28 protein-coding genes, 3 tRNA genes and 1 pseudogene are annotated in these 25643 nt (G+C 58.7%); 6 read left to right on the top strand and 26 right to left on the bottom strand.

Annotated features, from left to right (window positions below):
* Position 1 precedes the first annotated feature (1 nt).
* The 5 genes from OKC27_RS14955 to OKC27_RS14935 form a co-directional block, all read right to left on the bottom strand.
* Positions 2-78 (bottom strand) — tRNA-Val (locus tag OKC27_RS14955).
* Between the two features lie 18 nt (positions 79-96).
* Positions 97-173, bottom strand: a tRNA-Val gene (locus tag OKC27_RS14950).
* Positions 174-186: 13 nt separating this feature from the next.
* A tRNA-Val gene (locus OKC27_RS14945) sits at positions 187-263 on the bottom strand.
* A gap of 229 nt (positions 264-492) precedes the next feature.
* On the bottom strand, positions 493-1872 hold the full coding sequence (locus OKC27_RS14940; protein ID WP_139407851.1) for an MATE family efflux transporter: 1380 nt from the start codon (positions 1870-1872) through the stop codon (positions 493-495).
* A 150-nt stretch (positions 1873-2022) separates the two neighbouring features.
* Positions 2023-2229 carry a YaeP family protein gene (locus tag OKC27_RS14935; protein ID WP_005345813.1) on the bottom strand — a complete coding sequence of 69 codons (207 nt, stop codon included), beginning with the start codon at positions 2227-2229 and terminating at the stop codon, positions 2023-2025.
* Positions 2230-2362: 133 nt separating this feature from the next.
* Between OKC27_RS14935 and OKC27_RS14930 the strand changes: the two genes are divergently transcribed.
* The gene (locus OKC27_RS14930) at positions 2363-2974 is read left to right on the top strand and encodes a riboflavin synthase subunit alpha (protein ID WP_182939607.1); all 612 of its coding nucleotides are present in this window, start codon (positions 2363-2365) and stop codon (positions 2972-2974) included.
* A gap of 141 nt (positions 2975-3115) precedes the next feature.
* Here the strand turns inward: OKC27_RS14930 and OKC27_RS14925 are convergent, their stop codons facing one another.
* From OKC27_RS14925 to OKC27_RS14895, 8 genes and pseudogenes are all read right to left on the bottom strand, one after another.
* Positions 3116-6172: an efflux RND transporter permease subunit gene (locus OKC27_RS14925; RefSeq protein ID WP_182939608.1), complete on the bottom strand. Its 3057-nt coding sequence runs from the start codon at positions 6170-6172 to the stop codon at positions 3116-3118.
* Positions 6169-7278, bottom strand: a complete 1110-nt coding sequence (locus OKC27_RS14920; protein ID WP_182939609.1) for an efflux RND transporter periplasmic adaptor subunit — start codon at positions 7276-7278, stop codon at positions 6169-6171. Before OKC27_RS14920 ends, OKC27_RS14925 begins: the two co-directional genes overlap by 4 nt.
* A gap of 73 nt (positions 7279-7351) precedes the next feature.
* The gene (locus OKC27_RS14915; RefSeq protein ID WP_197970797.1) at positions 7352-7972 is read right to left on the bottom strand and encodes a TetR/AcrR family transcriptional regulator; all 621 of its coding nucleotides are present in this window, start codon (positions 7970-7972) and stop codon (positions 7352-7354) included.
* Between the two features lie 494 nt (positions 7973-8466).
* Positions 8467-8670, bottom strand: a complete 204-nt coding sequence (locus tag OKC27_RS14910; protein WP_042059056.1) for a CPXCG motif-containing cysteine-rich protein — start codon at positions 8668-8670, stop codon at positions 8467-8469.
* Between the two features lie 271 nt (positions 8671-8941).
* Positions 8942-9040: pseudogene (locus OKC27_RS22885) on the bottom strand (hexitol phosphatase HxpB); the annotation flags it as partial.
* Between the two features lie 31 nt (positions 9041-9071).
* Positions 9072-9731, bottom strand: a complete 660-nt coding sequence (hxpB, locus tag OKC27_RS14905) for a hexitol phosphatase HxpB (protein WP_182939610.1) — start codon at positions 9729-9731, stop codon at positions 9072-9074.
* Between the two features lie 127 nt (positions 9732-9858).
* Complete coding sequence (purT, locus tag OKC27_RS14900) at positions 9859-11037, bottom strand: formate-dependent phosphoribosylglycinamide formyltransferase (RefSeq protein ID WP_182939611.1); 1179 nt, start codon at positions 11035-11037, stop codon at positions 9859-9861.
* Between the two features lie 97 nt (positions 11038-11134).
* Complete coding sequence (locus tag OKC27_RS14895; protein WP_232093658.1) at positions 11135-11977, bottom strand: DMT family transporter; 843 nt, start codon at positions 11975-11977, stop codon at positions 11135-11137.
* Positions 11978-12251: 274 nt separating this feature from the next.
* Between OKC27_RS14895 and OKC27_RS14890 the strand changes: the two genes are divergently transcribed.
* On the top strand, positions 12252-12839 hold the full coding sequence (locus tag OKC27_RS14890) for an FMN-dependent NADH-azoreductase (RefSeq protein WP_182939613.1): 588 nt from the start codon (positions 12252-12254) through the stop codon (positions 12837-12839).
* A gap of 153 nt (positions 12840-12992) precedes the next feature.
* On the opposite strand, the gene OKC27_RS14885 is transcribed toward OKC27_RS14890, so the two are convergent.
* The 4 genes from OKC27_RS14885 to OKC27_RS14870 form a co-directional block, all read right to left on the bottom strand.
* Positions 12993-13172 (bottom strand): hypothetical protein, encoded by a 180-nt coding sequence (locus OKC27_RS14885; RefSeq protein WP_042062679.1) that lies wholly within the window; start codon positions 13170-13172, stop codon positions 12993-12995.
* A gap of 163 nt (positions 13173-13335) precedes the next feature.
* Positions 13336-13524, bottom strand: a complete 189-nt coding sequence (locus OKC27_RS14880) for a DUF4250 domain-containing protein (RefSeq protein ID WP_182939614.1) — start codon at positions 13522-13524, stop codon at positions 13336-13338.
* 2 nt (positions 13525-13526) lie between these two features.
* Positions 13527-13991 (bottom strand): MarR family winged helix-turn-helix transcriptional regulator, encoded by a 465-nt coding sequence (locus OKC27_RS14875; RefSeq protein WP_005336856.1) that lies wholly within the window; start codon positions 13989-13991, stop codon positions 13527-13529.
* 170 nt (positions 13992-14161) lie between these two features.
* Entirely contained in the window at positions 14162-15376 is a 1215-nt protein-coding gene (locus OKC27_RS14870) for a YecA/YgfB family protein (RefSeq protein ID WP_270806427.1), read from the bottom strand.
* 232 nt (positions 15377-15608) lie between these two features.
* Here OKC27_RS14870 and OKC27_RS14865 point away from each other — a divergent pair, with 232 nt between their 5' ends.
* Complete coding sequence (locus OKC27_RS14865; RefSeq protein ID WP_231554908.1) at positions 15609-16487, top strand: CvfB family protein; 879 nt, start codon at positions 15609-15611, stop codon at positions 16485-16487.
* A 1-nt stretch (position 16488) separates the two neighbouring features.
* Positions 16489-16800, top strand: a complete 312-nt coding sequence (locus OKC27_RS14860) for a DUF1289 domain-containing protein (protein WP_182939616.1) — start codon at positions 16489-16491, stop codon at positions 16798-16800.
* Positions 16801-16855: 55 nt separating this feature from the next.
* On the opposite strand, the gene OKC27_RS14855 is transcribed toward OKC27_RS14860, so the two are convergent.
* Positions 16856-17179 carry an HI1450 family dsDNA-mimic protein gene (locus tag OKC27_RS14855; RefSeq protein ID WP_005336851.1) on the bottom strand — a complete coding sequence of 108 codons (324 nt, stop codon included), beginning with the start codon at positions 17177-17179 and terminating at the stop codon, positions 16856-16858.
* 147 nt (positions 17180-17326) lie between these two features.
* On the opposite strand from OKC27_RS14855, the gene OKC27_RS14850 reads away from it, so the two are divergent.
* The gene (locus OKC27_RS14850) at positions 17327-17455 is read left to right on the top strand and encodes a hypothetical protein (RefSeq protein WP_019445852.1); all 129 of its coding nucleotides are present in this window, start codon (positions 17327-17329) and stop codon (positions 17453-17455) included.
* 3 nt (positions 17456-17458) lie between these two features.
* Here OKC27_RS14850 and mtgA read toward each other — a convergent pair whose 3' ends face one another.
* The 5 genes from mtgA to minC form a co-directional block, all read right to left on the bottom strand.
* Complete coding sequence (gene mtgA, locus OKC27_RS14845) at positions 17459-18250, bottom strand: monofunctional biosynthetic peptidoglycan transglycosylase (RefSeq protein ID WP_182939617.1); 792 nt, start codon at positions 18248-18250, stop codon at positions 17459-17461.
* The gene (locus OKC27_RS14840) at positions 18235-18561 is read right to left on the bottom strand and encodes an HI1450 family dsDNA-mimic protein (RefSeq protein WP_005352317.1); all 327 of its coding nucleotides are present in this window, start codon (positions 18559-18561) and stop codon (positions 18235-18237) included. The genes mtgA and OKC27_RS14840 overlap by 16 nt, the downstream gene beginning before the upstream one ends.
* Before the next feature lie 196 nt (positions 18562-18757).
* Positions 18758-19024: a cell division topological specificity factor MinE gene (gene minE / locus OKC27_RS14835; RefSeq protein WP_005336848.1), complete on the bottom strand. Its 267-nt coding sequence runs from the start codon at positions 19022-19024 to the stop codon at positions 18758-18760.
* Positions 19025-19026: 2 nt separating this feature from the next.
* Positions 19027-19839: a septum site-determining protein MinD gene (gene minD, locus OKC27_RS14830; protein ID WP_005336847.1), complete on the bottom strand. Its 813-nt coding sequence runs from the start codon at positions 19837-19839 to the stop codon at positions 19027-19029.
* Positions 19840-19857: 18 nt separating this feature from the next.
* Positions 19858-20577, bottom strand: a complete 720-nt coding sequence (gene minC / locus OKC27_RS14825) for a septum site-determining protein MinC (protein WP_139407871.1) — start codon at positions 20575-20577, stop codon at positions 19858-19860.
* Between the two features lie 107 nt (positions 20578-20684).
* Between minC and OKC27_RS14820 the strand changes: the two genes are divergently transcribed.
* Positions 20685-20963 carry a YcgL domain-containing protein gene (locus tag OKC27_RS14820; protein ID WP_182939618.1) on the top strand — a complete coding sequence of 93 codons (279 nt, stop codon included), beginning with the start codon at positions 20685-20687 and terminating at the stop codon, positions 20961-20963.
* 869 nt (positions 20964-21832) lie between these two features.
* Here OKC27_RS14820 and OKC27_RS14815 read toward each other — a convergent pair.
* From OKC27_RS14815 to ppnP, 3 genes are all read right to left on the bottom strand, one after another.
* Positions 21833-23203, bottom strand: a complete 1371-nt coding sequence (locus OKC27_RS14815; RefSeq protein WP_042062664.1) for an L-serine ammonia-lyase — start codon at positions 23201-23203, stop codon at positions 21833-21835.
* 275 nt (positions 23204-23478) lie between these two features.
* Positions 23479-24864: an L-serine ammonia-lyase gene (locus OKC27_RS14810; protein ID WP_042062662.1), complete on the bottom strand. Its 1386-nt coding sequence runs from the start codon at positions 24862-24864 to the stop codon at positions 23479-23481.
* Between the two features lie 153 nt (positions 24865-25017).
* A complete protein-coding gene (gene ppnP, locus OKC27_RS14805) occupies positions 25018-25302 on the bottom strand; it encodes a pyrimidine/purine nucleoside phosphorylase (protein ID WP_042062660.1) in 285 nt (94 codons plus the stop codon).
* Between the last annotated feature and the right edge of the window lie 341 nt (positions 25303-25643).

Genomic DNA, 25643 nt, shown 5'->3' with positions numbered 1-25643 from the left:
CTGGTGCGTCCTAGTGGATTCGAACCACCGACCCCCACCATGTCAAGGTGATGCTCTAACCAGCTGAGCTAAGGACGCATAATCAGTGTTCTGTAATGGTGCGTCCTAGTGGATTCGAACCACCGACCCCCACCATGTCAAGGTGGTGCTCTAACCAGCTGAGCTAAGGACGCATCACAGAAAAAGTGGTGGGTTTAATTGGATTCGAACCAACGACCCCTACCATGTCAAGGTAGTGCTCTAACCAACTGAGCTATAAACCCACTCGATGAAATGAATTCGAACCAACGACACAATCTTCACCATGCCAAGGTCATGCTCTGACCAACCGAGCAACAAACCCACTTCACTGCACCAGCAGTGCTGGCGTGGTCGGCATACTACCCATGCCCCCCAAGGCTGTCAACAGGCCATATGCACAAAGGAGACTGTTTGCCCAGTTCTTGCGCAGCCTGTTGATTTTGCAGGCGAGTTGTCGCTTGCCAAGCCCTGTTACTGGGCCCGAGACAGGGTGGTGCAGGCCTCTGGAGTGGCAAAACGGCCGTAGATGTAGCGCAATCTTGCCCCCAGCATCAGGGCAGCGCTGGTGAGGCCGACGATAAAGCCAATCCAGAAGCCCTGCGGCCCCATCCGCGGTACCAGCCAGTCGGTCAGACCCAGGATCATGCCGGTGGGCAGCCCCAGTCCCCAGTAGGCGACGATGGTGACGTAGAAGATCGCCTGGGTATCCTTGTAACCGCGCAGCGCAGCGGCCGCGACCACCTGCACCGAGTCGGAGAGCTGGTAGATGGCTGCGAAGAACAGCAAGGTGGCCGCCAGGGCGATCACCTGCAGGTCATCGGTATAGATGCTGGCGATGTGCTCCCGTAGCAGCACGGTCACCGTAGCGGTGAGTGCAGCGACACTCACGCCCAGCATAAGACCGGTGCGGGCGGCCACTCGGGCGTGATGGGGCTGGCCTTCACCGATGCTGTGGCCCACCCGGATGGTGACACCCACCCCGATGGAGAGTGGCAGCATAAAGACCAGACTGGAGAAGTTGAGCGCAATCTGGTGGCTCGCCACCGTTTCGGCGCCAAAGGGGGCCAGCATCAGCGCCACCACGGCAAACAGGGTCACCTCGCAGAAGATCGCCATGGCGATGGGGAACCCCAAGCGAAACAGGCGCCAGATCTGGCTGCCGTTGGGGCGAGCCAGCTGGGAGAAGAGACGGATCTCGGTGAAGTGACGGGAGAGCTTCACATAGAGGATCATCGCCAGCAGCATGGCCCACAGCACGATGGCGGTGGCGACACCACAACCCACCCCGCCCAGTTTCGGCATGCCGAAGTGGCCGTGAATGAAGATGTAGTTGGCGGGAATATTGACCGCCAGCCCGACAAAGCCGATCACCATGGTGGGCATGGTGTGGGAGAGTCCCTCGCTGAAGTTGCGCAGCACCTGGAACATCGCAAAAGCGGGCAGGCCCCACAGAATGGCATGCAGATAGCCGCTGGTCTTGGCGGCCATCACCGGCTCCACATCCATAAATTGCAACGCCAGCGGGCTGTAATAGAGCGCGATCATGGCCAGCGGGGTGACGATCAGTGTCAGCCAGAAGCCCTGATGAACGGCCGGGCGCACCTCTTCCCGTTTGCGAGCACCGTTAAGCTGGGAGACGATGGGGGTGAGCGCCATGATGATCCCCTGCACCAGCAGGATCACCGGTAGCCAGAAGCTGGACGCCACCGACACGGCCGCCAGATCGACCGCGCTCACCTGTCCCGCCATCACGGTATCGACGAAGTTCATGGCGACCTGGGCCACCTGGGCGACCAGAATGGGGCTGGCTAGACGGACGAGCTGCTTCGCCTCGGACCAATAACGTTGCACTGACACCTCCGAGTGGATCAGATAAGAGTAAAAAAGAGCGGAAATCGGGAAGAGCCTTTGCACTTTCGGACGAAAGTGCAAAGGGTGGGGGAGGCATTCTAGCCTGAAATTCATCCAGGACGAAATAGTTGCCGCCCCAGGGGGGCAGGATCAGGCGTCTTCGTGATCGCTGATCAGCAGGTTGGCCGCGGCATAGGCTGCCTGCTCGCGCAGTTCGGCGGGTACCCGCTCATCGGCGGCGACCGCGTTGAGGGCGCGGATGGTGGCGGCAATGGCGTTTGGCACATAGCCCTGCTCGCCGGAGCCGATCTGGTTATAGGCGATGCGAATAGCTTCACAACATTGATATACCTGCATTTCTTTTTTCCTTGTTTACCCGGATGTGAACGGCGTCACTATAGCGATCGGGCGCAAGCTTGTCAGCCTGTACCCTTGTCTCACTCTCTGCCCGAGGTTAACCTGCCCTTTTTGCCGTCGCAGGAGACGAGAGATGTTCACTGGCATAGTGCAGGGGACCGCCGAACTGGTGGCCATCGAGCAGCAACCCAACTTCCGTACCCATGTGATCCGCATGCCAAGCCCGGCGTGGGGGGAAGGGCTGGCCCTCGGTGCCTCGGTCGCCCACAACGGCTGCTGCTTGACCGTTACCCGGGTCGAGGGGGAGCTGGTCAGCTTCGATCTGATGCAGGAGACCCTGCGTCTCACCAACCTCGGTCTGTTGCAGGTGGGAGACAAGGTCAATGTGGAGCGGGCGGCCCGCTTTGGTGACGAGATCGGCGGTCATGCCATGTCCGGCCATATCATCGGCATGGCAGAGGTTACCTCGGTGATCGACACCCCCAACAACCGTCAGGTGTGGTATCGCCTCGCCCCCGAGCTGATGAAATATGTGCTGACCAAGGGCTACATCGGCATTGATGGCATCAGTCTGACCATAGGTGAGGTGCGCGAGCGGGAGTTTTGCGTTCACCTGATCCCCGAGACACTGGCCCGCACCAACCTGGGGTGGGTCAAGGCGGGCTGGCAGACCAATATCGAGATCGATCCCCAGACCCAGGCAATCGTCGATACCGTGGAGCGGGTGCTGGCGGCGCGCCAGTAGTGGTATCACCGCCCTGGCACAGTGCCGTGTCAGGGCGGTGATCGCGCATCTTATTTGTCTCTGCCTGCTCGAAGAGGCATCGATAACCTTCAGCACCAGGTTGGGGCTTATCTCATTCCAACGGTTTTTCTGATCCCTGTTTCAACCAGGCTGGATCCTGGACCAGATGGAATACATGGCGGGCAGGAACACGAGCGTCAGGATCGTACCCGCAAATGTGCCGCCGATCAGCGTGTAAGCCAGCGTTCCCCAAAACACCGAATGGGTTAGCGGAATAAAGGCGAGGATCGCCGCCAACGCAGTCAGAATGACCGGACGAGCACGCTGCACGGTCGCTTCAACGAGCGCATGGAAAGGGTCTAGCCCGGCCTGCTCGTTTTCACGGATCTGCCCGATCAATATCAGCGTGTTGCGCATCAGGATGCCCGACAGTGCAATCAGGCCAACCAGCGCATTGATGCCGAAGGGCTGCTGGAACAGCAACAGTGTCGGCACCACGCCGATCAGACCCAGCGGACTGGTCAGAAAGACCATGACCATGCCCGCAATCGAGCGCACCTGCAGGATGATGATGAGCAAGGTGATGGCCAGCATGATGGGGAAGATCGGCAACATGGCCGCCATTGCCTTGCCTGACTCTTCGATGGATCCGGCCTCTACGATGCTGTAACCAGCTGGCAGCGCAGCGATGAGGGGTTGTAATTGCCGGGTGATCGCCGTCGATACGTCTGGCGGCTGCAAGTTTTCGGCGATATCACCCCGTACCGTGATGGTCGGTACCCGATCGCGTCGGCGCATGACCGGCTCTTCCATGCGGACATCGACCTTGCCCACTTGCGACAACGGGATCCGCTGTCCATTGGCTCCAACCAGTGTGAAATCGCCAATCCTGGCCGGATCGAGCCGGTTGTTGCCCGCCGATCGCGCAACGACCTGTACCGTACGAATGTCTTCCCGCACGGCAGTGACCGGTATGCCGCTGAGCAGGAATTGCAGTTGCTGTGCCACCGAGCTTGAGTTCAGCCCCAGCGCTTGCAGTCGATCCTGCTGCAAAGTGAAGTGCAGCGTCGGCACGCGGGCTCCCCAGTCGGTGTTGACCGTGCGCATCAGTGGACTGGCGTGCATGATCTGTTGCACATCAGCCGCAATGTTGCGCAGCACAGCCGGATCCGGTCCTGCCACCCGGTAGGCCACGGGGAAGGGGGAGTAGGGGCCGAACACCAGTTGGGTGACGCGCACCCGTGCCTCGGGGGCCAGTCCTTCGGCAATGGCTTGGCGTAGTCTTAGTTTTAACGCTTCGCGTTCGTTCTGGTTGTCCGTCCGTACCACTATCTTGGCAAACGACGGATCGGGCAGTTCAGGTCCCATCGAGAAAAAGAAACGGGGAGCCCCCTGGCCGACGTAGGCGGTGACGATCCTGGCCTCCTCCTGTCTGGCCAGCCAGGCTTCCACCTTACCTGCCGCCAAGCTGGTCTGGGTAATCGAGGTGCCATAGGGCATCTGTACTTCTATCAGGACTTCAGGGCGGTCCGAGATCGGGAAGAACTGCTTCTTCACCATGCTCATACCCAGCACAGATGCCACGAACAGCGCGCTCACCGAGCCTGCCACGAGCCACTTGCGGGCGATGACGTTGCCCAGCAGTTTGCGAAAGCGCTGATAGCGCGGCGTGTTGTAGAGAGCATGGTGGCTGCCTGCGACTTTCTTGACAGCGGGTAACAGCTTGACCCCGAGGTATGGCGTGAACACCACGGCCACTACCCAGGAGGCAATCAGCGCGATGCCGACGATCCAGAACATGTTGCTGGTGTACTCACCCGCCGAGGATCGCGCGAAGCCATTGGGCATGAATCCGACGGCCGTGACCAAGGTGCCCGAGAGCATGGGCGCTGCGGTGTGACTCCAGGCGTAAGCTGACGCCGCGATACGGTCATAGCCCTCTTCCATTTTCACCACCATCATTTCGATGGCGATGATGGCGTCATCCACCAGCAACCCCAGGGCCAGGATCAACGACCCCAGGGTGATGCGGTCGAAGTTCTTGCCGGTCGCGAGCATCACGGCAAAGACCACAGCCAGCGTCAATGGCACGGCTGCGGCGACCACGACACCGACACGCCAGCCCATGCTGACAAAACTCACCAGCATGACCACGAGTACCGCCGCGAAAAACTTGATCATGAACTCATCGACCGCCGAACTGATGTTGATGGCCTGGTCGGTCACCTTGCTCAAGCTCATGCCCAGCGGTTGCTCGGCATTGATGGCGGTGATTTCGTTATCCAGGGCTTCGCCCAGATCGAGCCCGTTCCAGCCGTCGTGCATCACGACCCCCAGCAGCAGCGCAGGTTCGCCGCCATTGCGGATGATCAAGGTCGCCGGATCTTCATAACCCCGTTTCACCGTCGCGATATCAGATAGCGTCAGCGTGCGTCCCTGCGCCACGACGGGGGTGTCGCGTATTTTTTGCAGCTCGTCAAAGGCACCGTCCAGGCGAATGAACACCTCTGGTCCCCTGGTTTCGATGGCGCCGGCTGGCGTCAAGGCATTCTGGCCGTTCAGGGCCGCGAAGACGTCTTGCGGGCTGATGCCTAACGTAGCCAGGCGCTCATGGGAAAACTCGACATAGATACGCTCGGACTGCTCGCCAACGATGTTGACCTTCTTCACCCCGGGCACATGCAGCAAGCGCTGGCGTAGCATTTCCGCATCCCGGACCAGCTCACGCTGTGGTACGCCCCTTGCCTTGAGTGCGAACAGGGCAAAGGTCACATCGGCATATTCATCGTTGAGAAATGGCCCCATCACGCCGGGTGGCAGATTGCGCACTTCGTCGCCGACCTTTTTACGGGCTTGATAGAACTCATCCTGCACTGCCGACGGCGGGGTGCTATCCAGCAAGGTCAGCGTGGTGAAGGCCAGCCCCGGACGGGTGTAGGTTTCGCTGCGGTCATACCAGCGCAGCTCCTGCAGTCGCTTTTCGATCTTCTCGGCGACTTGATCTTGCATCTCCTGCGCAGTGGCTCCGGGCCAGGCGGTGATGATGGTCATGACCTTGATGGTGAATGAGGGATCCTCGGCCCGCCCCAGTTTGAAGAAGGCCGTGACCCCGCCCAGCGAGATCAGCAGGATCAGAAACAGCGTGATGGCGCGTTCGCGTACCGCAAGCGCCGACAGATTGAAGCGGCGTTCGCTCATGGGCGTGCATCCTCTGTTGTCATATCGGCAGAGGGGGCGAGCGTGCGTACCAACTCCCCTTCATGAAGCAAGTGCGCGCCCATGGCGACCACCAGATCGCCTTGCTTGATATGGCCTGCAACGCGGGCAGCGTCACTGCCAAGGTTCAACACCGTAATAGGGCTCCATGAGACCCTTGTCGGTTGGCCGTGAACACGCCACACGCCAGGGCCTTTACCGGTATCGAACAAGGCGCTGACCGGGATCTGAACGCCCGCTGTTGCCGCAACCGGATCCTCGGTCAGATGGAGGGTAACGGTGGAACCCAAAGGTGCATTTTGCAGTGAACCCGTCAGCACATATCGTGCTTCAAAGGTGCGAGTGCCCGGGTCTGCTGCGTCCGACAGCTGCCTTAACGTTGCCGCCGCTGTGCCATCGCGTCTTCCGAAGAGTGTTGCCTGACCCCGGGAGCCCAATGGCGGGCGCAATGTTTCTGGCAATTGAATGACGGCTTCACGCGCCCCTGCGTGAGCAATGCGCACAACGGCTTGCCCGGCATTAACGACTTGCCCAGGCTCCACCAGCGTTGCGATTACGGTGCCATCAACATCGGCGATCAGATCCGTATAACCGGTGGAATTACGGGCCACTGCTGCTTGTGCTTCAGCGGCTCGCAGTTCGGCTTGGGCTGTCTCCATCGCCGCCTTGGCCTGATCGTAAGTGGCAACGGAGATCGCACCCGTACCGCGTAAATTTCGGTAACGGATTTCATCTTCCGCGGTTTGTTTCGCTCTTGCTCTGGCCGCCGCAACGAACGCCTGTTGTGCGTGTGCGGCGAGTTTCAAATCGACAGGGTCAATACGCATCAGCAGTTGACCCTGTTTAACGGTTTGCCCTGTGTCTACGAGGCGTTGCTGCACCTTGCCAGAGACACGAAATCCCAAGTCACTCTCAACGCGAGCTGCGACGACCCCGGTAAAAGAGCGTGATTCAACCTCAGCATCATGGACCGTGACGGTGCGCACCAGCGGTACTTGCGTACGTGGATCAGATGGTTGTTGCTCACCACAAGCCGTCAGGGCCAGCGGTAACGCAGTGATAATTGCAAGTATGCGGTGACGAGACATACACAAGCCTCCATGAAAACGGTTCAGGAGGCAATGTAATTCAAGTGACCAATTTGGTCAATGGTCACTATTGTTATGGTGCGAGGCTGCGCAGCACCAGGTTAGACAACTGGGTCGGTGCCTTGTCAATGCAGTCGAAGTTGTGTTGCAGCATGAGGGGGTTTAAATAGGGCCTCATAACAAGATAAATTGCCGCGGTTATTTCATCCAACGGGGTTTTTCGCTCAAAGTCACCGGTTTTACGCCCCTCCTGCAGGATATCTTGCAGTAATGTCTGGATGTTCTGCTCATAGACGAGGGTGGCTTGCCAGCGTTCTGCTGCGGCTGAAGCCGCTATTTCATAGAGATTTCGATCAGCGGAGAACAACCGACAACTTGCCTTGATGATCTCTTGAAACATCCGGCGCAGCTTCTCGGGCGGCTGATCAACCTGTTCAATCGCTCTTCGAACATCCTCCTGGATTTCATCGAGGCAGTTTGCACAAATACTCTCGCCAATCGCCTGTTTTGACGCGAAGAACTTGTAAATATATGCCTTTGAAAATCCTATTGATTTTGCCAAGTCAGATACCGTGGTCTTGCCATAGCCGTAGAGGCGGAAATGCTCGGTGGCTGCAACCACAATCTGATCCCGTACATCGTGATCAACAGGGCCTCGATTCAGCGCAGGAGTGCTGTTTTCTTCAATCATCATCTTTCTCTCTGACTGCCATACAGGGGATTTGGAATGTTAACGCGCCATAGTCAGATTGACAACGAGTGACCAATTTGAGATTTGGTTTTGGTTGTTGTCTGCAAGTTGTTATCTGTAATAAGAATATGTTTCCAAAATACTCTTCATCATGTTTGCCATGGTCAGCTTGCTGGCAGGCTGCGTTGATGGGTCTGACGATACCCTTCGGCACTCTCCGTTTTTGGGCAAGTTGTATGGACAGTTCTCCCGAGCAACCAGTGAGGATGAGAAACGCAGCTGGCAACCGACAGGGGCTTGACCTGCGCAGCAAGAAGGCAGGAGGAATACGGCAAGAGCGGTGGGAGGCGCTTCGGACCAACCTGCAGCGCTGGTAGCACAGCGCTAAAAAGCTAATAAAAACAATGCCAGCCAGACTTGACTGACTGGCATTTTACCCATTGGGTTGCCTGTGCCCCAGACATCGACTGTTCAGGACCATTGTTCAGGACATAGATTCAAAACATCTGTTCGTCGTCCGCATCCACAAACAACTGCAAACAGTCGCGGGCTTCGTCGCGATGGAGCCGCAGATGGATCGGATTGCAACAGGCCATGCAATCTTCGTAGAACTCCTGATCACCCTGGCTGGCATCCAGCTCGACCATGGTGTGGTGGCCGCAGTGGGGGCAGACGATGCGCTTGCTGGTGTACTCGATCATGATAACCTCCTCGGGCCCTGGGGCCGCCTATCTACCCTGATTCTAGTCGGGCTGAAGGGGGTTAACCGCGAGCAAACGCACGTTTATGACAGAGATCAAGCCAGAGAGATGACCGGTGGCGACTGATTGGGCGGGTCGTGTGCGAGAGGGGGAATCTGGTGGCGAATGACCGGTGAAAAGAGGGGATTGCCAACGGTTGTTTGGCAATAACAGGGGGCTGGATGCCCCCTGCGAGCATGAGAATGTGTGTGCCACGAGGCGCCGGGAGGCGTTACTTGATCCAGCTGGCCAGCATCTCGCTATTGAGTTCGGCCAGTGAGCCGAGCTGATAGTTGGCGATGGCAAGACGCGGATCTCCGACCAACGCCGGGCACATGGAACGATCAGCGCCTCTCGCTGGCTTATTTGACCCAGCTGGCCAGGGTGTCAGCATTCAGCTCGGCCAGTGAGCGGAGCTGGTAGTTGGCGATGGCAAGGCGTGGGTCGCCGACTAAAGCAGGATCCGGCACGATCAGCGCGGTCATGGAGGCCGCCTTGGCTGCCAGCAGGCCGGTGAAGCTGTCCTCGATGGCCAGACAATGAACCGGTTCCACCCCCAGCTTCTCGGCGGCGTGGATATAGACATCCGGGTGCGGTTTGCCGAAACGCTCGATTTCAGCAGAGTGAACCGCCATAAAGCGATCACGGATGCCGAGTTTGCCGAGCACAGCTTCTGCCATGGCAAACGGGGAGGAGGTGGCCAGACCCACTTTCAGCCCGCGCGCTTCGATAAGGTCGAGCGCTTCCAGCACACCGGCTTTGGCTTGGCCTTCGGAGAGGATCAGGGCGTTGACCTGATCCAGAATGCGCTGCACAACCTCTTCCTGAGTCGGGCCGCTCCACGGGCGCAGGCGATACCAGTGGGCGACCAGCTGATCGATGCGCACGCCGATGGTCGATTCACAATCCTCGACGGTGTGGGGGTGACCCAGTTCGGAGAAAACGGCGATCTGGGCCCGTTGCCAAAAGGGTTCCGAGTCGATCAGAACACCATCCATATCGAAGATCACGGCAGCTAACATCTTGTACTCCTGACAAATTTGAAGAGGGGATTATAAGCCTGACGGGGAAATGCAAAAGGGGCATTACCATGCCCCTTGCGCCCGATCACATCGGCAAACGTTTGTTTTGCTGTGGCAAAAAAAGCCCTTAGAACATCACCTCGACCTTGGCGGCCACGGCTTTGGCGTTTTCCACCGCATCCTGGCAATCCGCTGCGCGTGCCAGCGCCACGCCAAGACGGCGGCGACCGGCGATCTCCGGTTTGCCAAACAGCCGCAGCTGGGCGCCTGGCACCAGCGCCAATGCCTCACCAATCCCCTGATAGCGGATATCTTGGCTGTGCCCTTCGCGCAGTACCACGGCGGAGGCGCTCGGCCCGTACTGGGTGATGGTGCCGACCGGCAGCCCCAGAATTGCGCGCACATGCAGGGCGAATTCGGAGAGATCTTGCGAGATCAGGGTCACCATGCCGGTATCGTGCGGGCGCGGCGAGACTTCGCTGAACCACACCTCATCGCCCCTGATAAAGAGCTCGACCCCGAACAGGCCGTAACCGCCAAGGGCCTCGACCACCTTGGCGGCGACTTCTTTGGCGCGGGCCAGCGCCAGTTCGCTCATGGCTTGCGGCTGCCAGGATTCGCGGTAGTCGCCATCTTCCTGCCGGTGCCCGATCGGCTCGCAGAAGTGAATGCCATCGACGGCGCGTACCGTGAGCAGGGTGATCTCGTACTCGAAGGGAACGAAGCCCTCGACGATCACCTTGCCTCGACCGGCGCGACCACCCTCCTGGGCGTAGGTCCAGCTGTCATCGATCTTGGCGAGATCGCGCAGCACGCTCTGCCCCTTGCCGGACGAGCTCATCACAGGTTTCACCACGCAGGGCAGGCCGATGGCCTCGACGGCGGCGACAAACTCCTCCTTGCTCTGGGCAAAGCGGTAGAGGGAGGTGGGCAGAGCCAGGGTCTCGGCGGCGAGGCGGCGGATCCCTTCCCGGTTCATGGTGAGCTGGGTGGCGCGGGCGTTGGGCACTACCTTGACCCCTTCTAGCTCAAGGGCAGCTAGGGTATCGGTGGCGATCGCTTCAATCTCGGGGATGATGAGGTCGGGTTTGACCTCGGCAACCAGGGCACGTAGTGCGTTGCCATCGAGCATATCCAGCACGTGGGCAGCGTGGGCCACCTGCATGGCGGGGGCATTGGGGTAGCGGTCGGCGGCGATCACTTCGATCCCGAACCGTTGCAACTCGATGGCGACCTCCTTGCCAAGTTCGCCGGAGCCCAGCAGCAGGGCACGGGTGGCGCCGGGGCGGGTTGCGGTTCCAAACATACGATCTCTCCTGATGTCGATGGTCACTGTTGATGGTCGCTATTGCACACGTGATTGCGGGAATAGCGGGCAAAAAAAGAGGCACGCATGGCGTACCTCAGGAAACGGGTTTGTGAGTGCGCTGCTCCAGATGGGTCAGCAAGGTAATGGCGCCAATGATGATGGCGGCGCCAAGCCACAGACGACCGGGGGGGGCCCAGCCAAATACCAGCCAGCCCGCCAGCACGTTCATCGGCAGCTTGGCAAAATCGAAAGGCTGCACGAAGGAGGCCTCCGCCACACTGTAAGCGCGAGCGATGGACATCTGGGCCAACGCCGTCAGCACGCCGGAGGCGGCTACCAGCAGCCATTGGCTCTCGCTCGGCCACTGCCACTCCGGCAGCGCCAGCATGACGTTGAACGGGGTACTGAAAATAAGCAGGTAGACCACTATGGTGTGGGATGATTCGTTGGCCGCCTGATAGCGCACCATCAGGGAGTAACCGGCCCAGAACAGCGCCGCGGCCACCGGCAGCAGGGAGGCCCAGTTGAATTCGTCAGTCCAGGGGGCGAGGATCACCATGGCGCCAGCAAAACCCGCCAGGGTGGCCAGAAGTCGGGCGCGGCTCACCTGCTCCTTGAGCAGCAGGGCGGAGCCCAGGGTGGCAAACAGCGGCGAGGTCATCAGCAGGGCGATCCCCTGCCAGATGGGGACGGGGAACGCCAGTGCCCACAGCCAGAGCTGGATGCCGACCACCGCCAGCAGCACCCGCAACAGGTGCAGCCGGAACTGATTGGTCATCAGGGATTGGCGCAGGCCGTGACGAATCAGCCAGGGCAGCAGGCAGATCAGGGCGATCAGGTATTGATGGAAGGCGACCTGGGTAGAGGCAAGGCCGAGTTTGAAGCTGACATACTGGCTCAGGCTGTTGACGGCGGCGAAGCAGAGTCCTGCCACCATCATCCAGACTGCACCGGCCAGAGGAGAGTGCCTGCGCGAGGGTATCATGGGATCCGGGTCGCTGGAAAAAAGTGCGGCGGATCATAACGGCAATCGTTTGTTCTGCCAAGGGTTGAAGCGCGGCCGCAAGGCTGGCTGGCGAGGAAGTGGTCTTACATCAAATTTTTTGAACAAGTTGAGCATCTATTTTCGCTATCAGCAAATAAGCACAATGTTTAGAGTGACCTCCATCGACAGCAACGCTGTTCAACCGACAACCAAATGGAGTTTCACCATGGCCAATATCCTCGTACTCAAATCCAGCATCCTGGGTCAATATTCCCAATCCAACGCCCTGATCGACGGCTTCCTGGCTGACCATCAGGATGATGCCGTAACCGTGCGTGATCTGGCCGCCCTCAACCTGCCGGTGCTGGATGGCGAGCTGGCTTCCGGCCTGCGCGGTGGTGATAACCTGAGCAAACGTCAGCTGGAGGTGATCGCCCAGTCCGACGAGCTGATCGCCGAACTCAAAGCGAGCGATCTGGTGGTGATTGCGGCCCCCATGTACAACTTCAACATCCCGACCCAGCTGAAAAACTGGATCGATCTGGTGGCGCGCGCCGGTGTCACTTTCCGCTACACCGAGACCGGCCCGGTCGGCATGGTTGAGAATACTCGTGCGCTGGTGATCAGCCCCCGCGGCGGCATGCACGTCGGCAGCGCTACCGATCTGGTGACCCCCTACATGCGCACCCTGCTCGGTTTCATCGGTATCAAAGAGGTGGATTTCATCTACGCCGAAGGGATGGGGATGGGCCCGGATGCCCAGAGCAAGGGGATGGAAGCGGCCAAGGCGCAGCTGGAAACCCTGGCTATCTAAGGGCTCTCTACCAAGGCAAGGGCTTTCTCTTCAAGAGGTTTCCCGCCAGATACCACAACGCAGCCATCAGGCTGCGTTTGTTTTTTGGTTCGATGTATTGCTACAAAGAGTATCGCGGCAAGCGAGACCGTCTAAAAGAGATTGGCGGAGTCACTACTCCATCATAAAACGGCGACAACCGCGCACCAGCAGCAGCGCCACAGCGACCAGCAGACCCAGCAGCAGGGTGGTCAGCCACTGTTCGGTGCTTTGCGGCAATTGGGGCGTGAAGAGGCTGATCATCAACAGGGTGCAGAGCGTGATCAGCAGGCTCTGTCGGGTCATCAATATCATGGGGTCATCCTTGGTTTGCTCACCTGAAACGATGTTAATGCCCTCTTGTGACAGGGTGATGTATCCGTGCATCTCCCTGTTGGGGCTGTTCAGACCATATCAGGTTTTTACCGCAGAGCCAGCGCCATCACTGGCGCTGTGATCCCGATCCCGCTACCTGTCTTTATCTGAACTGTTTCTGTGCTGGCTGGTAGTGGAAATCGCCGCTGGCGAGCCGCGCCTTCAGTGCTTCCTGATCGATCTCCTGCGCCTTGCAGAGATCATCCAGATCGTCATAGCGATCACGCAACTGCATATTGACCAAGCTCAGCAGCATGTTGACGTCCATGGTGGCGAACTTTTTCATATCCATGATTACTTCTCCCGATCCAGCGATTGCAACTGCTCGATGGCGGCGCTGACGCTGTGCAGATGCTGGCGGATCGCCTCGCGGGATTCGCTCGGCAGATAGTCGGTCAGGGTATGTTGCCAGCTGCCAGCTTCGCTCTTGAGCTGCAGGAAGAGGGCGAGACCGGCGTTGGTGAGGGAGACCAGGCTGATGCGTTTGTCCTGCTCGCTGCTCTCGGTGAAGATGATCCCTTTTTCGACCAGACGGCGGATCTCGCGGGAGATGCGCACCTTGTCCATGCCGCTCGCCTCGACCAGCTCTTTCTGGCTGATGGGGTAGTTGGGGCCGAGCACCATCATCAGGCGCCACTGCGGCACGGTCAGCTGGTAACGCTGTTCATAAAACTGTTCGAAGGTATCCCGTAGCATCTCGGCGGCATGTACCAACTGATAGGGCGGGTAGTGAGCGAGTAACGCTATGATTTTTGACATATTACACCCTGCTGTGACGGCTGCATCAGATGCAGTTTCTTTTGATACTTTGACATTGATGATACGAAACTCAAGCTGATTTGTCTGACCCGGTTGCGATGAAATGTGCGGTGGCGCACGCCCTCAAGGAAAAACCGGGTCTGACCGACGGGATTTTAAGCCATCGCTGTTCAGCCTTTACGCAACCAGATGAGGGCATTCTGCTTGAGCCAGGCCTCGCGGGTGTGCAGGGCGTAGAGCGCGGCTTCGTCGCGGCTGCCTGCTTGCCAGCTCTGTGGCTCCTGCTTGGGCAGCTTGCGCTGACCCAGCAGGCAGGCCGGAATGTGCGGGTTGGCCTCGATGGCGACCAGCAGGTGGGGCTTGGCTGCCTCGGCACCCTCGGTGGCAAAGATCATCAGCGCCTTGTTGTAGAGCAACCAGCTGGAGGCTTCATCGAAGCGCACCAGCAGGGCGGACAGCGCCTGCCAATCCCCTTGCAGTGCATAGAGGGTAGAGAGGTTGTAGCGGCAACCCGGTTCGTCGGCCACGCAGATGGTCAGCAGATCCAGATACTCCGCTTTGGCCTCACCCAGCTTGCCAAGGCGCAGCAGGCAGTCGGCGCGACCGGCTCTGGCGGCCAGCAGGGGGCGCAGCTCGGGAGCACTCCAGCCGTGGCCAGCGATTTGCTGCCAGAAGGCGTCGTCAAACAGCGGAGTGGCATCGGCGATGATCTTCTCGAACCAGCCGAGGCGGGCCTGATGATCGCGGCAGCTGTCGGCCAGCTCGAACCAGCTCTGCCACTGCTGGGCCTGCTCGCCATTGATGGCCACATCGGCGCTGGGGGCGGCCTGATACTGGTCGAGGTTGAGCAGCTGGTTGAGGGCGGTCTTCATGTTCTGGCGCTGGCGTTTGCAGAACTCGACAAAGGGGAGTTCGCTGGCGGCGGCGCTATAGAGCATCTGGGCCATCTGTTTGTCGCGAAACAGGCTCAGCTCGGCGGCCAGGCTGAAGCGGTACTGGGTAGTCGGGTCGTTCAAATCCTTCGGCTTGGGCCAGGTGGCAAAGCCCTGGTTGAAACCGTAGCACCACTGACCAAGGGGATGGCTCTGCTCGAACACCTGCTCCGGGTTATCGCTGGGCAGGCGGCATTGGCTGGGCAGGGCCAACTGGGCGTCGTCGGCCTGGGCTTCCAGCTCGGCGATCAGGTGGTTGAGGGCCTCTGCACTCTTCTCATCCAGTTCGGCATCCTGTTCCAGCAAACCAGCCAGCGGGCGTTGCCAGTCAGGAGTCTCTGGCCCCACCAGACGGGCACAGAGAAAACCGTGCAGGGCCGGGTAGGTCATGTCTTGCTGGCTGTGGCTCTGGATCCATTGATTGAGCAGGCGGGTACGAGTGGATGGGTTCATCGACAGTTCCTCTGGATTTGAACAGCCGCGAAGTCTACCTAAAAGTGGGGTTATTTGCAGTAAATGGCCGCCTGTTTGGCGATTTAATCACCATTGGCGGGTAAGATAGCGGCGAAAGGGCGGCCCTTGGTGGCTTGGGGACTAGGCCAGATCACCGCTCTTGAGGTAACATGCACGCCCATAGGGGCCATGGATCAGTTGGCCCATCCGGGTAATGAAAAAAGAGAGCACCATGATACAGATTGGCAAGATGAACACCCTCACCGTCGTTGAACTCGAAGACCGTGGCGCCTGGCTTGCGGCCGATGAATACGGTGAACTGCTGCTGCCCAAGCGTCAACTGCCGGAAGGGGTGAAAGAGGGGGATAGCGTGCAGGTCTTCCTCTATCTGGATGCCGATTGCGAGCCGGTGATCACCACCGACAAGCCATTTGCCATGGTGGACGAATTTGCCGGTCTGAAGGTGGTCAATGCCAACAAGATTGGTGCCTTCCTCGATTGGGGCATGAAAAAAGACTTGTTCGTGCCCAGCCGCGAGCAGAACAAGCCGATGCAGGTGGGCCACGTCTATCTGGTGCGTCTGCAACTGGATAACGAAGGGCGCATGGTCGGCACCAGCCGCATCGAGCGTTTCCTGACTCCGGCCGGCAGCAACTTCAAGGTCGGTGACGAAGTGACCGCGCTGCCGGGTGAACACTCGCCCCTTGGCATCAAGGTGATCGTCAACGGCCAGTATCCCGGCATGCTGTTCAAGAATGAAGTGTTTGGCCGGGTGATGACCGGTCGGCCGCAAACCGCCTGGGTCAAGCAGGTGCGCGAAGATGGCAAGCTGGATCTGACCCTGCAAAAGCCGGGTCTGGCGCGGGTCGATGACGCCGGTGAGCGCATTCTGAGCCGGATGAGAAAGCAGGGCGGCAGCCTGGCGGTGGGTGACAAGAGCGAACCCGAGCTCATCTACAAGTTGTTCAGTATGAGCAAGGGCACCTTCAAGAAGGCGATCGGCGGCCTCTACAAGCAGGGCAAGATCGTCATCGAAGATAACGCCATTACCCTGACCGACGCCGGTGCCGCGCAGGCACAAGCAGGCGAACAGGCGCAGGATAGCGAATAAGATGCCGAGCCCCTGTGTTGGCCTCTGTCAGGCGAAGGATGGGCTTTGCCTTGGCTGTGGCCGCACCCTGACCGAGATCGGTCACTGGTCGGTGATGGAGAGCAAGGCCCAGCTGGCGGTGATGGCCGAGCTGGATGGCTCGAAAAGCACCCACCGCTGCCCGGGGTGTGGCGAACCGGCCTATTGCGCCGTCTCTGCCGGTCAGACCATTGCGCAGTGCTGGTGCAGCCAGTTGCCAGTATTGCCGATGCAGGAGGCCAGCGCCTGCTGGTGCCGCCGCTGTCTGGCCAAGGCCATCGCGGCGCAGGATTAGCAGAGAACAGAAATAAGAAAGAACAGACACAAGAAAGGCGCCGATGGCGCCTTTTTTATGCCTGCTGCTGGCGATGCCAGCGCACATGCACCTGATCTTCAGTCAACAGACGGGGCAGCAGGAAGGTGGCGAAGATCACCTCAAACTCATCCTGATGATCCAGCAAACCGACCCACACTTCGACCCAGCGCTCCATATCGACCGGCTCACCCAGCTCGGTCGACCAGTCGGCATTGGGCAGGGTTGCCTCCACGGCGCCACGCTGCTCAAACTCCAGGGTGATGTCGACTATTTGTTCGGGGGCCAGCATATCGGCGGCCTGCTCAAGAAACTGATCATAGGCCCATTCGACCAGCTGATCCGGGGTACGCTGTTCCATGAAATCACTCCAGATACATCGAGGTCCGCTACTGTAACAATTATTGGCAGTGGCGGCCAGACCAGTGCGCCGGGCGTGCCTGACCTGTCCAAGTTGCCATTGGGGGAGTATGGTTAAGGCGCGGATCATCTGGCAGGGAGTGAGGGGATGAAACAGCGGGGACGGCGGCAACAGATCAAGCGACGGCGCGAGGCCTGGTGGTGGCACTATCTGCCGCTCCACCGCGAGACGGTGGGCGGTCATCTGGGCCCACCGGAGAAACCCGATGAGCCCTGAGGATCAGTCGGCCTGATGCACACGATTGAGGGTGATCTGGCCCAGTTGCCCCATCTGGCGGCGGATCCAGACCGAGCGCTTCTGCACATAGGGTGAAGGGGGCTTGACCCGATAGCGCCACGGATTGGGCAGGGCGGCGGCCAGCAGGGATGACTCGTAGCGGGTCAAGCGGCTGGCCGGTTTGCCAAAATAGGTGCGGGCGGCGGCTTCGGCGCCATAGATGCCGGGGCCGAACTCCACGATATTGAGATAGACCTCGAGAATGCGGGCCTTGTCCCAACCCAGCTCCATCAGCAGGGTAAACCAGGCCTCCAGCCCCTTGCGCAGGAAGCTGCGATCACTCCACATAAAGAGGTTCTTGGCGGTCTGCTGGCTGAGGGTGCTGGCGCCGCGCACCCGTTCGCTGTGCTGGTTGTGCTTGAGTGCGGCGTTGATGGCATCCATGTCAAAGCCGTTGTGCTCGGCAAAGCGCTGATCCTCTGCGGCGATCACCGCCAGTTGCAGCTCTTTGGAGATGGACTCCAGATCCACCCACTCATGGCGCACCTCGGTGATCTTGGCGGGCGGAAACAGGGCCCGCTCGATACGCCAGCTCCACATCGGCGGATCGATAAAACGCAGCAAGGCGACCGAGCCGACCGAGCAGAGCAGCCCGGCCAGCGCGATCTTGCCTGCCCACCTCAGCAACCGGCGTCCGAGCGATGCAGATGGGCGCTCGAGGGCCACGGCGTCAGGGTCTGACGCCCACTGATAGTGGCTGGGATCATCGGGATCCGGAATTATTGGGGCAGCCATTCGATGTGGCAGAACTTCTCGTCAACACGGCGGGAGAGCAGCATGCGGGCAAACAGGTGCTCATACTCTTGTTCTTCGTTGCCAAGGCCAACCCAGATCTCGGCATAGTCGGTGTCGCTCACCGCAAAACCCACGTCCGCTTCCCAGTCATCGGCCGGGTCGGTTTCGGCCAGCAGGCCTCGGTCGTTGAACTCCTGATTGAAGCGAGCGATCTCCTGCTCCGGCAGGTTGTCAGAGGCCAGCTCCATAAAGAGTTCGAGGGCGGTATCGAGCAGTTCCTCGACGCTGTGCATTTCGTCATTCATAGACATAAGCGATCTGTTCCAGAAAAGAGAAAAAGGTGCCGCGCAGATCACTGCCTGCGGGGCGGCGCTATTCTAGCGGGCGGCAGACCCCTTGGCGAGATGAGGCGAGCCGCTGTGACCTGTTTTTGTGCCAATAAAAAACCGGATCCAGTGACAGGATCCGGTCTTCATTGGGGGAAGGGGTCACGCATAGGGCGTCAGCTCATCCCTTCTTGTCATCGGCGAAGGTGATGTTGAGCTCCAGTACCGACAGCTCATCACTCTTCTGATCCAGTTGGACGGTTATCTTCTCCGGATCAATGTTGACGTATTTGCGGATCACATCGAGGATATCCTGCTTGAGCTGGGGCAGGTAATCCGGCCCCCCTCTGGATGAACGCTCGTGAGCAACAATGATCTGCAACCGCTCTTTGGCCAGTTGTGCGGTGTTCTGTTTCTTGTTGGAACGAAAATAATCCAATAATGACATGTTTAACTCCCGAACAGTCGGCTAAAGAAGCCCTTCTTCTCTTCTTCCAGAAAACGAAATTCCTTGGCATCGCCCAGCAGGCGGGACACTGCATCTTCGTAGGCCTGACCGGCATCGGACTCCTTGTCCAGAATAACCGGTTCGCCGGAGTTGGAGGCGCGCAGCACCGCCTGGGACTCCGGGATCACCCCGAGTAGCGGGATGGCCAGGATCTCCTGCACATCCTGCACGCTCAGCATGTCGCCACGGTTGACGCGGGTCGGGCAGTAGCGGGTCAGCAGCAGGTGCTCCTTGATGGGGTCTTCGCCACGCTCGGCGCGGCGGGACTTGGAGGCCAGGATGCCAAGGATGCGGTCGGAGTCACGCACGGAAGAGACTTCCGGGTTGGTGGTGACGATCGCTTCGTCGGCAAAATAGAGCGCCATCAGCGCGCCCGCCTCGATCCCCGCCGGGGAGTCGCAGACGATGTAATCGAACTTCATCTCCGCCAGCTGATCCAGGATCTTCTCGACCCCCTCACGGGTGAGGGCATCTTTGTCCCGGGTCTGGGAGGCGGGCAGGATAAACAGATTTTCCGAGCGTTTGTCCTTGATCAGCGCCTGATTGAGGTTTGCTTCCCCGTTGATGACGTTGACGAAGTCATACACCACGCGCCGCTCGCAGCCCATGATGAGATCCAGATTTCTCAGACCGATGTCAAAGTCAATGACCACTGTCTTGTGACCACGCTGGGCTAAGCCGGTGCTCAGGGCCGCACTGGTTGTGGTCTTGCCAACGCCACCTTTACCCGATGTAACGACTATGATTCGCGCCATTCTCGCTTCCTTGTAACTCTATTTGATACGGTCTATTCGGAGTTGTTCGTTGTCCAGCCGGACGTGTACCGGTTGCTGGATCAGGCCTGCCGGCAATGCATCGCTCAGCTGGAATGTGCCCGCGATGGAGAGCAGCTCGGCCTGTAATTGCTGGCAATAGATCCGGGCCTGGGTGTTGCCCCGGGCGCCGGCAATGGCTCTGCCACGCAGGGTGCCATAAATATGAATGCTGTCGTCGGCGAGCACTTCGGCTCCCGGACTGACGGACCCCAGCACCACCAGCGAGGTGCCGGCGGCGTAAATCTGCTGGCCGGAACGAACCGGTCCCACATGTACCTTGCTCGGGATCAAGGGGGCGGGTTCTGGCTCGGGTGCCACCACTGGGGCTGCTGGCGCGGGGGCTGGCTCGGGTTCCGGTTCGCTCTTGCGACTCTTGCCCGAGGCCATCACAGCCAGTCCCACCGCCTTGGCGGCTGTCTTCATCTCTTCACTGCGCGCACCCGTGATGCCGACCAGCACAAACTCTTCGGACTCCACCAGCTCCTTGAGCTGTTCGAAATCGGGAATATGTTCCAGTCGGGAAACATTGATCACCAGCGGCGCACAATTAAAAAAGTAGGGTGCCTGGGCCACTTTTTCGGCCAACAACTGACGGATCCGCTCAGGCTCGCCATCGCTGATATGCAACACAGAAATAGTGAAGGTGGTCCCTTTCAATTCGTTATCGCGCTCAACCATGAATCTTCCCCGAGGCAGAGATGCTAATCCGTTATTGTTATTCAATTCCTGATGTTATAGTTTGCCCCCATCAGAGGCAATAAACTCGTCGGATTATATCAATTTCCATGTTGTGTGCAGTCTATAAAAGTCGCAAAAAAGCCGAGACCTACCTTTTTGTTGAAAAAAGAGGGGATTTCTCCCGCGTTCCCGAGCCATTGCTGAGCGCATTCGGGCGTCCCGAGCTGGTGCTGATGACCAAGCTGGATCCGGCCAAGCCCTTGGGGCTGGCTGATGTCGGCAAGGTGATGGCCGCGCTGACCAGCCAGGGTTTCTACCTGCAGGTGCCGCCGCCCCCCGAGAATTTGCTGGAGCAGCACAAGGCCAGCCTGAAAAAACCATCCTGAATATCCAGCCCCGTAGTGCGTACTGCCTAGCGGGGCTAATTCTTTGTGACTCTGCATGACGCATTCCTGCCCTGGGGAGGTGGCTTGCGATAATCCCGTGACCGGATCTGGCGAAATTAAACCCTCCCTTTGGTGATATTCACTTTTCGCTGTTTAAATAGAAAGTCAATCTACCCTCAACACCATATCGTCAACCTTTGCTGGCGCTCACAAAAATAGCGAGTGGCGCGCACTCATATCCGCAATTTCAACGGCTATTGGCTCATTCATCGATTATTTTCAGCTCCTTCCTTGGGATCTCTTTTTGGCCTCTATTGCGCGATGAGTTGTCCATGAAATGGGAGGGAAAGAGGTTGGAGATAACTGCGCCGAACTCGGTTTTCGCGATGCGCTGTGGCCAAAATGATGAGCTAACCCCCTGTTTGTGCTCTTGATTGTTTGCCCTTATTAAGAAGGCCAATCCGCATCCGTTACACAACTGGCAATCAGCGCAGTGGGCGCCGGAGGATAATCCGCGAGCGTGAGCGGTAACCACATCTTGCCAAACAAAGGGATGCCAAAGGGGCGGATATAGGGTTGCGGGGTCATCCCGATATGGGTCAGTTGGCAAACGGTGGCCGGGGGAAAATAGCGGGTAAATGTTTTTGGCAGGGGCAGAACGCCGCTTTCAATGCAGTGGAATGAGGTAATCAAGGCATGCCATCAGAGAGGCATTCAGGCAAGGCAATCCGCATTGCGGTGGCGTAGCTGGGTCGTGTCTGCGATGCCGTGCCGTGAAATGGCCGGTATCAGGTGCCCGGGCATCTATTTCGGGCAATAAAAAAGGCGGGATATCCCGCCTTTGTTCAGATGAGGGTCGCAACTCTTATTTATTCGCAAGCAACCTGCATCACCTTGATGGCCAGGCCACCACGGGAGGTTTCACGGTACTTGGAGTCCATGTCCTTGCCGGTGATGTACATGGTCTCGATCACCTTGTCCAGGGAGACGCGCGGCTGGGAGGTACGACGCAGGGCCATACGGGAGGCGTTGACCGCCTTCATGGCTGCGATAGCGTTACGCTCGATGCAAGGCACCTGTACCTGACCGGCAACCGGATCACAGGTCAGACCCAGGTTGTGTTCCATGCCGATTTCGGCGGCTTCACAGACGTGCTCCGGGCTACCGCCCATCAGCTCGGTCAGACCGGCAGCGGCCATGGAGCAGGAGACACCCACTTCACCCTGACAGCCCACTTCGGCGCCGGAGATGGAGGCGTTCATCTTGTAGAGGATGCCGACGGCACCGGCGGCCAGATAGAAACGGGTGTACTCGTCGCGGCCAACCGGCTGGATGAACTTGTCGTAGTAGGCCAGTACGGCCGGGATGATACCGGCAGCGCCGTTGGTCGGTGCAGTGACCACACGGCCACCGGCTGCGTTCTCTTCACTGACCGCCAGGGCGAACATGTTGACCCAGTCAACGATGTTCATCGGGTCGTTGGAGAGGTTCTCGTTGGTGTTGAGCTGGCGGTAGAGCGGGGCGGCACGACGGGGTACGCGCAGCGGGCCGGCCAAGACGCCTTCGGTGCGGCAGCCACGCTCGATACCTTCGCGCATGGTGTTCCAGATCTTGCCGAACTTTTTGTAGATCTCTTCCGGAGTGTTGAAGCACTTCTCGTTCTCCAGCATCAGGGCAGAGATGGAGAGACCGGTCTGGCTGCAGTGAGCAACCAGTTCAGCCGCGCTCTTGAACGGATAGCGCACGGACATGTCGCCGCTGTCAGCCTTGCCAAAGTTCTCTTCGTCAACGATGAAGCCACCACCGATGGAGTAGTAGGTCTTGCTGTAAACCACTTCGTCTTCGATCAGGGCGCTCAGCTTCATGCCGTTTTCGTGCAGCGGCAGGGCTTCGTCATGGAATACCATGGCATCGCGCGGGAAACTGACGGTGTGGCAGTGCAGGCCGATCGGCAGGCGCTCGGTCTGTTCAACACGGGAGATAAACTCGGGGATCGCATCGATATCGACATTTTCCGGCAGGTTGCCGGCCAGGCCCATGATGATGGCGGTGTCGGTATGGTGGCCTTTGCCAGTCCAGGAGAGGGAGCCGTAGACATCGACATTGATCCGGGTTACATCGCGGATCTTGCCGCCCGCGCGCAGCTCGTCAACAAACTGTTTGGCCGCTTTCATCGGGCCAACAGTGTGGGAAGAAGAGGGGCCTACACCGATTTTGAAGATATCAAAAACGCTGATCATGTCACTATTACCTCAGGGTAGAAGGGGGCGGCATGCCCACTCACAGAAATTGGGGAGATCCATGGGACGCGCTTGTCAGCGCAGGTCACAGAACCAGATAACCGTAGTGTAACGGCTCCAGACCTAAAAAAAGTTGAAATAGATCTATTTTTGTTGAATCTGAGGCGCGAGTATAAAATTTATTTTTGTGCTTATCCATTTTGTTAAGCGTTTGCCCATAAAAATACCCGGCGATGCCGGGCATTTCGGAACCAAATGGAGTCATTTGCCGTTTTTTAACATTCGGTAATGTTAACGGCGAGGCCGCCACGGGCCGTCTCCTTGTATTTGGTCTTCATGTCGTTGCCGGTCTCCCACATGGTCTTGATCACCTTGTCCAGCGACACCTTGTGCTCGCCAGTACCCCGCAGGGCGAGGCGAGCGGCATTGATCGCCTTGACCGCCCCCATGGCGTTGCGCTCGATGCAGGGTACCTGCACCAGTCCGCCGATGGGATCGCAGGTGAGCCCGAGGTTGTGCTCCATGCCTATTTCGGCGGCGTTCTCCACCATGGCCGGGCTACCGCCCAAGAGTTCGGTCAGCGCCCCGGCGGCCATGGAGCAGGCGACACCCACTTCTCCCTGACAGCCCACTTCGGCCCCGGAGAGGGAGGCGTTCTTCTTATATAAGATGCCGATGGCGGCGGCGGTGAGGAAGTAGCGCACCAGCGTCTCATCATCCACCTTGTGAACGAAGCGATCGTAGTAGTGCAGCACTGCCGGAATAATGCCCGCGGCGCCATTGGTGGGGGCGGTCACCACCCGGCCACCGGCGGCGTTCTCTTCGTTGACCGCCAGCGCAAACAAGTCGACCCACTCCATCACCATCAGTGGATCCTTGTTGAAGTTGGTCTCGCAGCTGAGTTGGCGGAACAACCCCGGGGCGCGGCGCCGCACCTTCAGGCCGCCCGGCAGCACCCCTTCGCTCTTGCAGCCCCGCTCGACGCAGCCCTGCATCGCCTGCCAGATCTTGCGCAGCCCCGCTTTTATCTGCTCATCGCTGCGAAAGACCCGCTCGTTGGCGAGGATCAGCCCCGAGATGGAGAGGCCGCTCTCCTGACAGTGGGCCAGCAGCTGGGCGCCGCTGTCGAACGGGTAGGGGACCGGATGTTCGGCATCCGATTTGGCGGCTTCCTCCTTGGCGGTGGCAAAGTGGCTCTCTTCGATGATGAAGCCCCCGCCGATGGAGTAGTAGGTCTGACTAAACAGCAGGGCGTTGTCGGCGGCAAAGGCGCGCAGGGTCATGCCATTGGTATGGGCTGGCAGGGTCTTGCGGCGGTTGAAAATGATGGCACCGCTGCGGGGGAAGTGACTTGGTTGCTCGCCCGCCAGCAGCAAGCTCTGCGCCTGATCTATCTGGGCCAGCAGATCCGGAATGGCATCGATATCGACCGATTCGGGTTCAAAGCCAGACAGTCCCAGCATGATCGCCTTGCCGGTGCCGTGCCCTTTGCCGGTCTGGCCGAGCGAACCGTAACACTCCACTTCGACCCGCATGACGTGCGGCAGATGGCCTTGCAGCTTGAGCTGCTGGACGAAGGCATAGGAGGCACGCATAGGGCCGACAGTATGGGAAGAGGAGGGGCCAATCCCGATGGAAAACAGGTCAAACACGCTGATCATGACATCAATCCGGTGATGGTTTATGTCTGTTTATTCTAGGATTTTTGCCGTGGATGGAAAGCGGGGATGTGCGGTGCTGTGACATGGACACAGATAAATGGCAGGCGGTTGCCAAAGAAGGTTGAAGGGGCAGCCCCCCTTCAACCGGCCGGATCAGTCGAGAAATTCGCACAGATAGGCGGTGGGGGTTTTCACTGCCAGCTTGAAGGAGGAGTGACCTGCGACCAGGAAGGATTCACCCTGATTGTAGGTGTGCCACTCATCTTCATCGGCCAGCTGGATGGTGAGGGCGCCCTTGATCACCGTCATCCGCTCGGGGGCGGCGGTGTTAAACTGGTAGTCACCGCTGTTCATCACCCCGATGGTCGATTTCTCGCCTTTTTGTTCGAAACCGATGGATTTTACATTTCCGTCGAAATACTCGTTAACTTTCAGCATCTTTACATCCCTGTGTGTACGTTTGTGCAGCCAAGCTAGCACAATCTTTTGCCAGTTGTCATGGGGGGATGAGGTAAAAATCGCCGAGACCGCTTTGAATCTTTACTTTTTAGCAAACTTATTAATAGTTAAGGTTAACGATTTGCTGATTTAAAACAGCTATTAAATGTGAGATAACACGCGCAAACAGGGGAATGGGCAGCTGCTCATTCCCCTGTTTGGTTAATTGCACTGGGAAAGTGTGAATTTTGCTACATAAAGGAACCTGATTACCCATGACCCTCAGCCAGCTTCAAGAGCCGATATGGCATCGGAGGGCTTGCCACGACTGCATGCCCCAA

Source organism: Aeromonas sp. QDB62 (assembly GCF_027705695.1).
Taxonomy (GTDB): Bacteria; Pseudomonadota; Gammaproteobacteria; order Enterobacterales; family Aeromonadaceae; genus Aeromonas; species Aeromonas allosaccharophila.
The sequence above is the reverse complement of the archived record's forward strand: the minus strand, read 5'-3'. Positions and strand labels throughout refer to the sequence as shown.